This window comes from Aestuariivirga sp. (genome assembly GCF_020252395.1).
GTDB lineage: Bacteria > Pseudomonadota > Alphaproteobacteria > Rhizobiales > Aestuariivirgaceae > Aestuariivirga.
This window is the reverse complement of the sequence record NZ_JADCDB010000021.1, coordinates 119,684-133,339: the sequence shown is the minus strand read 5'-3', so window position 1 is coordinate 133,339 and position 13,656 is coordinate 119,684. Positions and strand designations below refer to the sequence as shown.

Below are 13,656 nucleotides of genomic sequence, written 5' to 3'. Positions count from 1 at the left end.
CCATCTATTGGTCGAGCCAGCCGGGCCGCACCTCGGGCAGGGGAATGGAGGCGATCAGCGTTCGGGTGAAGCCGGTCTTCGGGTTGGCGAAGACATCTGCCGTTAGGCCTTCCTCGACGATCTCGCCATTTTTCATGATTACCACGCGCTCACACAGCGAGCGCACCACCGACAGATCGTGACTGATGAAGGCCAGCGCCAGGCCCATTTCGTCGCGCAGGCCCTTGAGCAGGTCCAGCACCTGGGCCTGGGTCGACACATCGAGGCCGGAGACGATCTCGTCCGCCACCACGAATTCCGGCTTCAGCGCCACCGCGAGCGCGCTGCCCACGCGCTGGCGCTGGCCGCCCGATAATTGGTGCGGATAGCGGCGGCTGGCGGAGGCGGGCAGGCCCACGCGGCCGAGGATGGCGGCGATGGATGTCTCGCCCGCATCGAGTTCATTCAGCTTCAGCGCGGTGGCGAGGATGCTGCCGATGGTGTGCCGCGGGTTGAGCGAGGACTGCGGGTCCTGGAAGATCATCTGCATGCGGCGGCGCAGCGGCTTGAGTTGCGCGGGCGACGCATGGGTGATGTCCTGTCCGTCGAAGGCCAGCGTGCCTTCGCTGGGCTCATGGAGGCGCAGCAGGCAGCGGCCGAGCGATGTCTTGCCGGAACCCGACTCGCCCACGAGACCCACCGTCTCGCCCTTCTTGAGCGACAGCGACACGTTCTTCAGGATGCGCAGCTTGCGGCGCTGACCGATGAGCGCCTGATGGCTCATGTCCGGCACGTCGAGCGAGATGTTGCGGGCCTCGATCAGCGTCACGCGCCGATCTCCCGTTTGAGCTCGGCGATGAGGGCTTCTGGCACGGGCTTCAGGCTCTGCTCCGGCTGGTCATAGCGCGGGCTCGCCGCCAGCAGGGCCTTGGTATAGGGGCTTCGCGGGTTCCGCAGGATCTCGGCGGTGGCCCCCTGTTCCAGCACCTTGCCGCCATAGAGCACCGTCATGCGGTCGCAGATCTGGGCGACGACGCCCAGGTCATGGGTGACGAAGAGCAGCGTGGTTTTGCGCTCGCGCTGCATGTCGCGGATCAGCCGCAGCACCTGCTTCTGCACGGTCACGTCCAGCGCCGTGGTCGGCTCGTCGGCGATGATCACATGCGGGTTCAGCGAGAAGGCCTGGGCGATGAGAACGCGCTGGCGCATGCCGCCGGAGAGCTCATGCGGATAGCGTTTCAGCACCTGCTCCGGTTCGCGGATGTGGACGTCGTTGAGAAGGCCAAGCGCCTTGTCCCACGCGGCCCGGAAGTTCATGCCGGCGCGCAGGCGCAGGCCATCCGTCAGCTGGTCGCCGATGCGGCGGGCGGGGTTCAGCGACGTGAGGGGGTCTTGCGGGATCAGCGCGATGCGCACGCCCAGCAGCTCGCGCAGCCCTGCAGGCGTCAGCGCGAGAAGGTCGGCGCCCTCGAAGAAGATGTTGCCGCCGGTCACCTTGATGCCGGCGGGCAGGATGCCGAGCACCGCTTTAGCGATGGTGGATTTGCCGGCCCCGCTCTCGCCCACCAGCGCCATCACCTCCCCGGCATTCACCGGGAGCGAGACGTCGCGCAGGATGGGGCCCGCCGCGGTGCGGGCGGAGAGATTGCGGATGTCGATCACAGGGCTCATCGCTTCAGAATCGGATCGAGCCACTGGCGCAATCCGTCTCCCAGCTGGTTGAAGGCGAGCACGGTGAGGAACAATGCGCCCAGCGGGAACACCAGCACCCACCAGGCCTGATAGATGATCTGCCGGCCTTCCGCAATCATGCCGCCCCAGGTGGGCGTGTCGGTCGAGACCGAGAGCCCGACGAAGGACAGGATCGCCTCGACGATCACCGCGATGCCCATTTCGAGCGACAGCAGCACCAGCACCACGGGCAGCACGTTGGGCAGCACTTCGCGCCACAAGATGGCGCCGCGCCCCATGCCCAGCGCGGATGCGGCCTCGGCATATTCGAGCCGCGCTTGCTGCAGCGTTTCGGCGCGCACCACGCGGGCAAAGCGCGTCCAGTCGATGACCACGATGGCGGCGATCACCGAGGTGAGGCCGGCGCCCAGCACGGCCACGAGCAGGATCGACAGCAGCACCGGCGGAAAGGCCATCCAGATGTCGATCAGGCGGCTCACGCCGGCGTCCACCCAGCCGCGGTAGTAACCTGCAAGCAGCCCAAGCGTGGTGCCGAGCAGGCAGGCCAGCGTGGCAGCGACGAAGGCCACGGTGAGCGCAATGCGCGTGCCATGGATGAGGCGCGAGAGCAGGTCGCGGCCGAGGCTGTCGGTGCCCAGCCAATGGCCGGGCTCGGCGCCGGGGGCGGCGGTTGCCGCCATCAGGTCCTGTTCCAGCGGATCGAAGGGCGCCAAGAGCGGCGCGAAGATCGCGGCCAGCGCGAGGAACAGGATGAAGCCGCCGCCGAGCCAGATGCGCGGGTCCCTAGGCATGGCGGAGCCTCGGGTTCAGCCAGACGGTCAGCGCATCGACGAGCATGTTCACGGTAATGAAGATGATGCCGAAGGTCAGCACCAGCCCCTGAATCAGCGGCAGGTCGCGGTTGATGACGGCGTCGATCGCGAGGTTGCCGATGCCGGGGTAGGAGAAGATGCGCTCGGTGATCACGGTGCCGCCGATGAGGAAGGTGAACTGCACCCCCGTCAGGGCTAGCGCGGGGACGGCAGCGTTGCGCAGCGCCTCCTGCAGCAGGATGCGGAGGCTGGAGAGGCCTTTGATGCGGGCGAGCGTGATGTAGTCCTGCACCATCACGTCCATCATGGTGTTCTTGAGCACGCGGCCGATGACGGCGGCGAGCGGGAAGGCCAGCGCGCAGGCCGGCAGCAGCATGTGCTTCAGAACGTCCCACACGAAGGCGAACTTGCCCCTGAGGAGGCCCTCGAGAATGTAGAACTGGGTGGTGAGACCGGCGTCGATGGACGGATCGCTGCGGCCCGAGATCGGCAGCACCGGCGCCAGAACGCCCAGCACGAGGACGAAGGCGAGGCCCCAGATGAAGTCCGGCACGGCGAGCATGATGCCGTTAAAATTGTCGATGAGGCGTTCCACCCAGGCGCCGCGCCAGGCGGTGGAGACGAGCGCGATGAAGCCGCCCCACACGACCGCCATGGCGAGGGCGAAGATGGCCAGTTCCAGCGTGGCGGGCAGGCGCTGCCCGATGATGGTGATGACACCCTGCTTCATCGAGATCGAGGTGCCCAAGTTGCCGTGCAGCACCTGGCCGAACCAGATCCAGAACTGCTGCCAGACCGGCAGGTCGAGGCCATAATGCGCGCGCAGCGCCGCGATGTCGGCGTCCGTCGCCCCCGGCGCGATCATCATGGAAATTGGGTCGCCCGGCGCCACGCGCACCAGCACGAAGACCACCACCATCACGCCGAACAGCGTGACGAGGGCGGAGAGCGCGCGGGAGAGGATGAGGCTGAACGGCATTCTCGTCTCTGCAAGCAACGAGGCCCGGCAGGACACCGGGCCTCGCGCCATGTCGGCCGGATCAGGACGCCGACGACATCTGCGCGGGCTCGGGCGAGCCCGCCACGTTCGGCGTGACCTTGACGGTCTTCTTGAACAGGATCGGCTGCTGATACTGGATCAGCGGGATCACATAGGCATTCTCGGCGATGTATTTGTCCACCGCCTTCCAGCCGCCGATGCGCTTCTGCTCGTCGGCCTCGCCCCACAGCGGGCCGATCATGCCGTCAAGGTCATCCGTGTTCCACACCGAGTGCGGGCTCGGGCCGAACATGGCGAAGCCCGTGGAGGTGGTGGGATCGCCGATGGCATTGCCCCAGTTGTAGAAGGCGGCCGGCGCCAGTTTATCGGCGGCGCGCAGCTCGTAGTGCTTGGCGATCTCGTAGACCTCGATCTCGGCCTCGATGCCGACCTTGCGCCACATGCCGACGATGGCCTGCACCATCTCGTAGTCCTTGGGCTTCAACCCGCGCGTGGTCTGAATGGCGAACTTCACCGGATTGTCCGGGCCGAAACCGGATGCCTTGAGCAGCTCCTTGGCCTTCTCCGGATCATAAGGCACCACGATCGACGGATCGAAGGCGGTGTATTCCGGCGCTTCCAGCGTGCTGATGGGCGTTGCATAGCCGCGCAGCAGTTTGTCGACGATGGCCTTCTTGTCGATCGAGATGGCAGCCGCCATGCGCACGTTCTTGTCCAGCATCGGGCCATCGTTGTTGAGGAAGATCATGCCGATGTCGGAGACGGGCGTCACCACGCCGGCCAGGCCATCCTTGGCCTTCAGGCGGTCATACTCCTCGAAGGGCACATCCACCGTGACGTCGGACGATCCCGACTCGATCTCGGCCACGCGGCTCGTGGCGTCCGGCACGAACTTGAACACCACGGTGTCGAAGGCGGGCTTGCCGCCCCAGTAATCGGGGTTGGCCTTGAGGCGCACGAAGGCGTTGCGCTCGAACTGGTCCACCATATAGGGCCCGGTGCCGATGGGCTTCGCCTCGAAGCCTTCCGCGCCCACCTTCTCGTAATAGGCCTTGGGCATCACATAGCCCGTCAGGAAGGCCATCCACTTGAACAGGGTGGGCTCGAACTGCAGCACGTCCGCGGTGATCTTGTTGCCGTCGATCTTGAAGTTGCCGATCTTCGACCAGATGAAGGCGATGGGGTTGCCGCCATCCATCTTGCCCGCACGCTCCAGCGACCACACCACGTCCTCGGCGGTGAAGGGCGTGCCGTCATGCCACTTGACACCGTCGCGCACCGTCATGTGCACCTGTTTCTTGTCGTCGGACCAGCCCCACTCCGTGAGCAGGCCCGGCTGGAATTCGAGGTCGGGCTTCTGGCCGATGAACTGGTCGAACACCGAGCGGTAGATCGCCTGGATCGTCGGGTTCACGGCAGACAGGCCGGTGGTGGGATCCCACGAGGGCAGATTCACGTTGTAGGCAATGGTGACAGTGCTGCCCTCGGCATGGGCCGCGGTGACCATCACTCCCGGTCCGAGCAGCAGGCTTGCCAGGCCGCCCTGCAGCAGCTGGCGGCGTGAAACGTCGATCATGGTGTCCTCCCTGTTGTGCCGTGCGTTTGGTTAACGCCGGATTGAACAGCATTTTGGGGCTGAGCGTGGAAAATATTCAAGTGCATTTTTCGGGCCGCATGGCGGTTTGACCATGCAAACGCATAGAAGTCATGATGCGCTGCACAAGAATTTCGATACTGCTTGATAAACAGGCCAAGTAAGGTCAGTATTCCGGGGTTGCGGCAGGCTGCCGGAAGCCGGCCGTCAACACCAGAATACATGCATTCGAATGTAATTCGGGGCAAAGCGGAAGATGGCGGAACGGTCTTTTGCGCGTGAGGTGGAGGATCTGCGGCTGGGTGACGGCCAGGAATTCCGCGGCGAGGGCATTCTCGCCATCACCAAGGCGCTGCTGCAGTCGGGTGTCTCCTATGTGGGCGGCTACCAGGGCTCGCCGATCTCGCATCTGATGGACGTGCTGGCCGATGCCTCGGACTATATGGCGGAACTCGGCGTCCATTTCGAATCCTCGGCGTCGGAAGCCACCGCCGCCGCCATGCTCTCGGCTTCCGTCATGTATCCGATCCGTGGGGCGGTGACGTGGAAGTCGACGGCCGGCACCAACGTCGCAAGCGATGCACTGTCCAACCTCGCCTCGGGCGGTGTGAATGGCGGCGCGGTCATCATCATCGGCGAGGATTACGGCGAAGGCTCCTCGATCATGCAGGAGCGCAGCCACGCCTATGCGATGAAGTCGCAGATCTGGCTGATGGACCCGCGGCCAGATCTTCCCACCATGGTGCACATGGTGGAGAAGGCCTTCGAATTGTCGGAGGCCTCCAACACGCCGGTGATGGTCGAGGTGCGCATCCGCGGCTGCCACGTGCATGGCCGGTTCAAGACGAAGGATAACAAGAGGCCCGCCTATACGTTGAAGCAGGCGCTGGAGAACCCGGTGCGCGACGTCAACCGCATCGTGCTGCCGCCGGCCTCCTTCATCCACGAGAAGCTGAAGATCGAGAAGCGCTGGCCTGCCGCGGTGAACTTCATCCGCGAGCAGAAGCTCAACGAATTCTTCGGGCCTGCCGAGGCCGATGTCGGCATCATCCTGCAGGGCGGCATGTACAATGGCGTGATCCGCGCGCTCCAGCAGCTGGGCCTTTCGGACGCCTATGGCAATACCCGCGTGCCCCTCTATGTGCTCAACGTCACCTATCCGCTGGTGGATGAAGAGGTCGTCTCGTTCTGCGCGGGCAAGCCGGCGGTCGTGGTGGTGGAGGAGGGCCAGCCCGAATTCATCGAACAGGCGCTGAACACGTTGCTGAGAAGGCGGGACATGAACACGCGCATCTCGGGCAAGGATGTATTCCCCATGGCCGGCGAATACACCGCGGCCGTGATGCAGAAGGGCCTCATGGGCTTTCTGGAGAAGCACGCGCCGCGCCTTCTCGGCAACCGTCCGCCGCTGCCCGACGCGTCGCCCGTTCTCGGCAGCCAGGAAGTCCAGGCGCTGGCGAATGTGGTGCCGCCGCGCCCGCCGGGTTTCTGCACCGGCTGCCCGGAACGGCCGATCTTCGCGGCGATGAAGTTGGTCGAGAAGGAACTGGGCGCCCACCATGTCTCGGCCGATATCGGCTGCCACCTCTTCTCCATCCTGCCGCCCTTCAACATCGGCGCCACGACGATGGGCTACGGCCTTGGCCCCGCAGCGGCCTCCGCCTTCAACGTCAAGGCCGGCAAGCGTGTCATCTCGGTGATGGGTGACGGCGGCTTCTGGCACAATGGGCTGTCGTCCTCCGTCGGCAATGCCGTGTTCAACAAGCATGACGGCGTCATGCTGATCGTCGACAACTACTATTCCTCCGCCACCGGCGGGCAGGACATTCTGTCATCCCGCGCCGAAAATAAGAAGCGGGCGACCAACAATTCCATCGTCGATGCCGTGAAGGGTGTCGGCGCCAAATGGGTGCGCCAGATCGACCACACCTATGATGTGGCAAAGATGCGCGACACCCTGCGCGAGGCGCTGACCACGGAGGAGCCGGGGCCGAAGATCATCGTCGCCTCCTCCGAATGCATGCTCAACAAGCAGCGCCGGGTGAAGCCTCTGATCGACAAGGCGGAGCAGGGCGGCGAACCCGTTGTCCGCCAGCGCTTCGGCGTGGACGAGGACATCTGCACCGGCGACCATGCCTGCATCAGGCTGTCCGGCTGCCCGTCGCTGTCGGTCAAGCAGCTCGACGATCCGCTGCGTGATGACCCGGTGGCGGCGATCGACAACAGCTGTGTGGCCTGCGGCAATTGCGGCGAGGTGGCGGAGGCCGCGATCCTCTGCCCGTCCTTCTACCGCGCAGACGTGCTGCGCAATGCGAGCGGCTGGGTGCGCTTCAAGGCGAAGCTGCGTGCCAATGTCATCTCCTTCCTGCAGCGCCGGCGTGAGCGTGGCCGCCACCTCTTCGCGCGGGTTGAGGCCTGATGTTCGACGCCTCGATCCCGCGCGACAAACCGCTGACGATCGCCATTCTCGCCATGGGCGGCCAGGGCGGCGGCGTGCTGTCGGACTGGATCGTCTCGGTGGCGGAGGCCAATGGCTGGCACGCCCAGTCGACCTCCGTGCCCGGCGTCGCCCAGCGCACCGGCGCCACGCTCTATTACATCGAGATGCTGCCGCCGAAGGATGGCCGCGCGCCCGTGCTGGCGCTGATGCCGTCACCGGGCGATGTCGATATCGTCATCGCGGCGGAGCTGATGGAGGCTGGCCGCTCCATCCTGCGCGGCCTCGTCACGCCGGATCGGACACTGCTCATCACCTCCACCCACCGCGCCTATGCCGTGGCGGAAAAGGAAAAGCCCGGCGAGTCGATTGCCGACCCGCAGGCGGTGAATGCCGCCGCCGGCATCGCGGCGCGGCGCGTCATCGCCTTCGACAAGGACGAGGCGGCGCGTGAGTCAGGCACAGTGATCTCCGCACCCCTATTTGGCGCGCTGGCAGGTTCCGGTGCGCTGCCCTTCGGCCGGGCGAGTTTCGAGGCGGTGATCTCGGAAGGCGGGCGCGGCGTGAAGGCCTCGCTCAAGGGCTTTGCCGAGGGCTTCGCACGCGCGACGGTGAACGAACTGCCGGAGGCGCGCATCTCACGCAAGAAGGTGCAGGGAATCCCGGACACGCTGGGCGCAGCCGAACTCGACCGGCGCCTCGCCCGCGTCCGTGCACTGCCGGCGCCGGCGCAGACGGCGGCGCTCGCCGGCCTCAAGCGTTGCATCGACTATCAGGACCTCGCCTATGGCGATGAATATCTGTCGCGGCTGGAAGCACTGCGTGGCCTCGATGGGGCTCAGGGCGGCGAAGCCCATGGCTTCGCTTTCACCGCCGCCGCGGCGAAGCATGTCGCCAATGCCATGGCCTATGACGACGTGATCGGCGTGGCCGACCTCAAGATCCGCTCCGCCCGCTTCGCGCGCATCGCCACCGAGATGAAGGCGGGGGAGGACCCGCTGCAACTCACCGAATTCGTGCATCCGCGCGGCGATGAGGTGGTGAGCCTGCTGCCTGCGGCATGGGGCCGTAAAGTTATGGCGAGTCGCGCCTGGATGGCCCGCATCGACTGGCTGGTGAACCGCGACCGGCGCATCCGCACGCATTCCGTCCGGGGCTTCCTGCAGTTTCACATTGTGGCGGGCCTGCGCCGCTTCCGCCGCAAGCTGCTGCGCCACGAGGCTGAGATGCGCCACATGGAAGCCTGGCTCGGTCTCGCCACGCGCACGCTGCCTAACAATTACGGCCTCGCCCGCGCCATCCTCGCAGCGCGCCGCCTCATCAAGGGCTATTCCGACACCCATGCCCGCGGGCTTTCGAAGTTCGACCGCGTGCTGTCAGCCGCGCCGCTGCTCGAAGCCCGCGCTGACGGCGGCGCATGGATGGACCGGCTGATCTCCGCGGCGCTGAAGGACGAGAACGGCGACGCGCTCGACGGCGCGCTGAAAACGCTGCGCGAGCTTTAAGACGTCACCCCTCGGTCTCGCCAGACAGCCTGATATTCCGCAGCACTTTCTGCAATGTCGCCACAAGCTGCGAGAACTCCTCCTCGCCGATGCCGCGGAACATTTGATCGTAGTGCTGGAACATCACCGGCCAGAAGGCATCGAAGGCCTCCCGGCCCGCCGCGGTGATCTCGATTTCGCGCACGCGCAGGTCGCTCGCCCGCGGGCGGCGGCCGACGAAGCCACGGGCCTCGAGCGTATCGAGCGTTCGGCTCATGGTGGACTGCTCGGTGACCGTCAGCGTCGAGAGCTCGTTGATGGTAAGGCCGGAATTGATGCCGAGCACCGCGAGTGCCCGCATCTGCGGCGTGGTGAGGCCGAACTTGCGGAGCTCCCCCGCAAGACCGGCATTCCATGTCGCCGCAATGCGGTTGATGAGATAGGGCACGAAGTAATTGAGCCCAATCTCGGCCAGCGACGGGAGCGAGGTGTCGCCATCTGCCTCGCGGTGCAGCACGCCGCTGAGGAAGGCGAGGTCGCGCGTCATTTCAGCGACGAGGCCAGCAGGAAACCGGAGCCTCCACCAAGGCCGGGGCCCGGATGCGTGGAAGCGCCGATCTGCCACAGGCGCTTCACCGGGGTCTCATGGTTCTTGAGCCCGCGCAGCGGCCGCCACAGGAAGAACTGGTCGATGGTGCAGGCCCCGCCATAGGGATCGCCGCCCACGAGATTGACGTTCATCGCCTCGAGATCGGCGGGCGAATAGCAGCGCCGGGCCAGCACCAGTGATTTGAAATCGGGAATATGCCGGGCAAGGATCGCCTCGATGCGGTCCGCATAGGCCTCGCGCACAGCTTCCGTCCAGCGGCCGTCGGCGGGAGCCGCAATCTCGCCTGTGGCATCGCCCTTGATGTGGCGGGGGCATTCGGGCAGCTGCAGCCACAGGATTGCCCGGCCTGCGGGCGCGCGCGAGGGGTCGAAGCTTGCCGGCTGGCCGAGGCAGATGGTTGGTTCCGCCGGCAGCATGCCGCGCTCCGCCTCGTTCACCGCCTTGGACACGCCGTCGAGGCCGGGGGTGAGATGCAGCAGCGCCACCTTCGCAAGCTCCGGGTCTTTCCACTGCGGGGGCGCCTTCAGCGCGTAGTGGATCTGCATGTTGCCCTTGCCATAGACGAAGCCGCGCGTCTCCTCGCGCTGTGGGGCGGCGCCGGGCCAGTTCTTCAGCAAGCGTCCATAGAGCTGGTTGGGCGTCATGGAGCAGATCACGCCCTCGGCTGCCGCGATGCGCTCCCCCGAAGCCAGCACCACGCCGGTGGCGCGGCCCGCCTCGTCGACAGTCACCTCCGCCACGTCGGCTCCGGTGCGGATCTCGCCGCCATGGTCGCGGATCAGCTGCTCGAAAGCCGTGATGATAGTCCGCGCACCGCCCTTGACGATGGGCGCGCCCGCGGCTTCCAGCGCGAAGGCGATTACCTTGGCCATCTGGCCGGAATAGGTGCTCTCGGGCCCCAGCCCGCAATGCAGCACCCAGGGCGCCATCAGCGCGTGGAAGCGGTCGGACTTGTAATAGGGCTGCAGCCAGCGCCGCGCCGGGATCAGCGCCGCGCCGAAGAAGGCGGAAAGTCCAGCCGGCCCGCGCTTCCACGCCTCGCGCGCCACCAGTTTCGCCATGTCCCAGGACCACAGCTTGCCGCCCAGCAGCGCGAAGAGGAAGGGCGCATTGGCGCCCAGCGCATCCATGTCGGCGGCATATTGCGCGCCATCGCCCTCGGCCAGGGCGTTGAAGGCCGCGATGTTCTTTGCCCGGTCGCGCGTCAGCACGAGGTGCGAACCATCCGGGCGGAGCACGCCCGTGGGGATGTCCGGATGCGCGAAGGAAAGCCCGCGCTTCTCCAGCTCCTTGCCGAGTGCGGCATAGGCCGGCGACAGCAGGAACAGCACGAAGGTCGTCGCCATCACGTCATGCGTGAAGCCGGGCGCCGTCGCCTCTTCCGTGCGCATGCAGCCGCCCGTCACGGCATTGCGTTCCAGCACCAGAACCTTGCGGCCCTTGAGAGCGAGAAGGGACGCGGCGACGAGCGCGTTGATGCCGCTGCCGGCGATCACATAGTCGGCCATGCCGCGTTCCTTCTCTTGCCTTGCGTCTTACTTGCCCACCAGCGCCAGAACGCGCAGCGGGCTGCCCGTGCCATGCTTGATCTTCAAGGGTGCGGCAATGATGACGGCCCCCTTGGCCGGCAGCTTGTCAAGGTTGCACAGCGAGGCGAGGCCGTAGCGGTTGTTCTTGTGCATCAGATTATGGGCGGGGAAGGGCGGGGTCATGCCGCCAGCGGAGCCCGCATCGGTGCCCACCGTCTCGGAGCCCCAGCCCATGATGCCCTTGTCGATCAGGTACTGGATCGCCTCGGCCGTCGGCCCCGGCGAGTGCGGGCCGGTCTCGTCGGCGTTGAGGAAGTCCTTCTCGCTGCCATTGCGCTTATACCAGTCGGTGCGCATCACGACCCAGGAGCCCTTCTCGATCTCGCCGTGCTTGGCTTCCCAGGCCTTGATGTGATCGACGGTCAAGAGGAAGTCGGGGTTCTTCGCCACTTCGGCGCTGCAGTCGATGACGTTGACGGGGCCGACGAAGTTCCGCGCGGGGATCGTGTCGGTGGCGCCATCCGGATAGTCCTTGCCGGTGATCCAGTGCTGCGGCGCATCGAAATGCGTGCCCGAATGCTCGCCCAGCTTCAGCCAGTTCCAGGCCCAGAAGGGACCCTTGTCGTCATAATGCGAAATGGTGTGGATTTCGACCTGCGGCGTGTTGAGGCCAATCTGCGGCGGCAGCTTGATCAGCGGCGTCTCGGGGCCGAGCACGGCGGTGAGATCGACCACCTCGACGCGGCCCGACAGCAGCGCGGAAGCAAGTTCGGTGACGGGGTTGGACATGGGCTTTTCCTCGTTGGTTGATGGCCGGAAGCTATTTCATTCCCATGAAAACGCAAGCATCGGGACGGGCCCGAGGCCTCGCGTTTTCGCAATCGCAACAACATGATCCATGCGCGGGCACAGATCAGCCGCCGCCCAGCATCTTGGCCAGCAGATAGCCCGAGCCCGCCCCCGTGCCGGCCCCCGGCCAGGTGGCGGCGCCGCACATGTAGAGGCGCTCCAGCGGCATCTTGTAGCGCGAGTAACCGGCCACGGGGCGGAACAGAAAATTCTGGTCCAGCTGGTGGCTGCCCGAGAGATTGTCGCCGCCAGCGAGGCAGGGATTTTCGTCTTCGAGATCATCCGGTGAGAACACCGCACTGCCGAGGATCTTCGCCCGCGTGCCCGGCGCAAAGTCCTCGATGATGGAGACAACGCGGTCGGCGTAAGCCTCCTTGATTGCGGCCCACTGCGTGCCCTTGATGAGGCCCGCCGCATCGCCCTTCACGAGCTTCGGCAGCACGCGCACCTGGACCCAGAGGATATGCTTGCCCGCGGGCGCGCGGGATTTATCGACAGCGGTCGGCTGGCCCACGACCAGCACGGGCTTCTCCGGCAGCAACCCGTCCATCGCCTCCCCATAGGCACGGTTCATGTAGGCGAAGCCGGGCGCGATGTGGACATAGGCGAAGTCCTTGAGTTCGGCTCCCGCCGCCCAGTCCGGCAGCCCGTCCATGGCGAGGTGCACCATCATGGTGCCGGGACCGGGGCGGAAGGCCTTGAACTTGGCGTCCACCGCAGGCTTGCCCGTGCCATTGGGCAGCAGCTTGCCGAACAGCACGTGCGGCGTGACATTGGCAATCACCGCCCGGCGCGCCGTGATGGTCCGGCCATTGGCGAGCCTGATGCCGCTGGCGCTGCCGGCGGATTGGATGACCTCCGCCACCGGCGCATCGAGGTGAAGCTCGCCACCCAGCTCCTTCAGATAACCCGTCAGCGCACGGATCATCATGCCGGCTCCGCCTTGGCCGATCGCCATGCCGAAGGCCTGGTTGGTCATCGACTCGAGATAGGGAAACAGCGCACCGCCCGAAACATCCGGCGGAAAGTCGAGATGCAGGCCCCAGGCGGCGAGCGTTGCCTTCACCTTGTCATTGCGGAAATGCATGTCGGCCCAGCTGCGCGTTGACATGGTGAGGAAGCGCAGCATGTCCAGCGTCCAGGCCGTGCCGTTCTCGCGCCAGGCCTTGTAGATCAGCTTTGCCATGGCCCAGGAGGGCATGACATTGCCGAGCAGCCCGAAGATATGCGGCGCGTCCTTGCCGAAGCGCTGCATCATCGCGTCCCAGGCCTCCGCATCGCCCGGGTCCAGCGCATTGAGCCGCGCCATGGTGAGGCGAGCGTCCTTCGACACGCCGAACCATGTGCGGTCCGGGAATACCGAGGCGAAGCAATGCGCGGCAGGCGCAAAGGCGAGGCCGTGGCGGCCAAGCCCCTCGCCATGCTCGCGCAGGAAGGGCGAGCCCGCAAACATCGAGAGATTCATGGCGGCGAGGTCGTGCCGGAAACCGGGCAGCGTCACCTCACGCGTCTTCACCGCACCGCCGGCCTCCGCCTTCGCCTCGAAGACGCCGACATGCCATCCGCGCTTGGCGAGGTGGATCGCGGCGGACAGCCCATTATGGCCCGCGCCGATGATCGCCGCATCGAATGTGGAAGTCGCCATGCCGGATGCTCCGTCCTTTGCGCGA

The 13,656-nt window shown here is 66.0% G+C and carries 11 protein-coding genes; 2 read left to right on the top strand and 9 right to left on the bottom strand.

Going from position 1 to position 13,656, the window contains the following annotated elements; translation table 11 throughout:
• Window positions 1–4: 4 nt before the first annotated feature.
• The 5 genes from IOC82_RS11255 to IOC82_RS11235 all read right to left on the bottom strand — a co-directional run bounded on the left by IOC82_RS11255 (window position 5) and on the right by IOC82_RS11235 (window position 5,059).
• The gene (locus IOC82_RS11255; RefSeq protein ID WP_366935673.1) at window positions 5–808 is read right to left on the bottom strand and encodes an ATP-binding cassette domain-containing protein; all 804 of its coding nucleotides are present in this window, start codon (window positions 806–808) and stop codon (window positions 5–7) included.
• The gene (locus IOC82_RS11250; protein WP_290546285.1) at window positions 805–1,650 is read right to left on the bottom strand and encodes an ABC transporter ATP-binding protein; all 846 of its coding nucleotides are present in this window, start codon (window positions 1,648–1,650) and stop codon (window positions 805–807) included. Before IOC82_RS11250 ends, IOC82_RS11255 begins: the two co-directional genes overlap by 4 nt.
• Window positions 1,647–2,462, bottom strand: coding sequence for an ABC transporter permease (locus IOC82_RS11245; protein WP_290546284.1), 816 nt, complete (start codon window positions 2,460–2,462; stop codon window positions 1,647–1,649). The genes IOC82_RS11250 and IOC82_RS11245 overlap by 4 nt, the downstream gene beginning before the upstream one ends.
• On the bottom strand, window positions 2,455–3,462 hold the full coding sequence (locus IOC82_RS11240; protein WP_290546283.1) for an ABC transporter permease: 1,008 nt from the start codon (window positions 3,460–3,462) through the stop codon (window positions 2,455–2,457). Before IOC82_RS11240 ends, IOC82_RS11245 begins: the two co-directional genes overlap by 8 nt.
• A gap of 61 nt (window positions 3,463–3,523) precedes the next feature.
• Complete coding sequence (locus IOC82_RS11235; protein ID WP_290546282.1) at window positions 3,524–5,059, bottom strand: ABC transporter substrate-binding protein; 1,536 nt, start codon at window positions 5,057–5,059, stop codon at window positions 3,524–3,526.
• A 274-nt stretch (window positions 5,060–5,333) separates the two neighbouring features.
• Between IOC82_RS11235 and IOC82_RS11230 the strand changes: the two genes are divergently transcribed.
• Window positions 5,334–7,496, top strand: coding sequence for an indolepyruvate ferredoxin oxidoreductase subunit alpha (locus IOC82_RS11230; RefSeq protein ID WP_290546281.1), 2,163 nt, complete (start codon window positions 5,334–5,336; stop codon window positions 7,494–7,496).
• Window positions 7,496–9,019 (top strand): indolepyruvate oxidoreductase subunit beta family protein, encoded by a 1,524-nt coding sequence (locus IOC82_RS11225; protein WP_290546280.1) that lies wholly within the window; start codon window positions 7,496–7,498, stop codon window positions 9,017–9,019. The genes IOC82_RS11230 and IOC82_RS11225 overlap by 1 nt, the downstream gene beginning before the upstream one ends.
• A 4-nt stretch (window positions 9,020–9,023) precedes the next feature.
• Here the strand turns inward: IOC82_RS11225 and IOC82_RS11220 are convergent, their stop codons facing one another.
• The 4 genes from IOC82_RS11220 to IOC82_RS11205 form a co-directional block, all read right to left on the bottom strand.
• On the bottom strand, window positions 9,024–9,545 hold the full coding sequence (locus tag IOC82_RS11220) for a MarR family winged helix-turn-helix transcriptional regulator (RefSeq protein WP_290546279.1): 522 nt from the start codon (window positions 9,543–9,545) through the stop codon (window positions 9,024–9,026).
• Window positions 9,542–11,116: an NAD(P)/FAD-dependent oxidoreductase gene (locus IOC82_RS11215; RefSeq protein ID WP_290546278.1), complete on the bottom strand. Its 1,575-nt coding sequence runs from the start codon at window positions 11,114–11,116 to the stop codon at window positions 9,542–9,544. The genes IOC82_RS11220 and IOC82_RS11215 overlap by 4 nt, the downstream gene beginning before the upstream one ends.
• Window positions 11,117–11,143: 27 nt before the next feature.
• Window positions 11,144–11,926 (bottom strand): cyclase family protein, encoded by a 783-nt coding sequence (locus tag IOC82_RS11210; protein WP_290546277.1) that lies wholly within the window; start codon window positions 11,924–11,926, stop codon window positions 11,144–11,146.
• A 124-nt stretch (window positions 11,927–12,050) separates the two neighbouring features.
• Window positions 12,051–13,631: an NAD(P)/FAD-dependent oxidoreductase gene (locus tag IOC82_RS11205; RefSeq protein WP_290546276.1), complete on the bottom strand. Its 1,581-nt coding sequence runs from the start codon at window positions 13,629–13,631 to the stop codon at window positions 12,051–12,053.
• Between the last annotated feature and the right edge of the window lie 25 nt (window positions 13,632–13,656).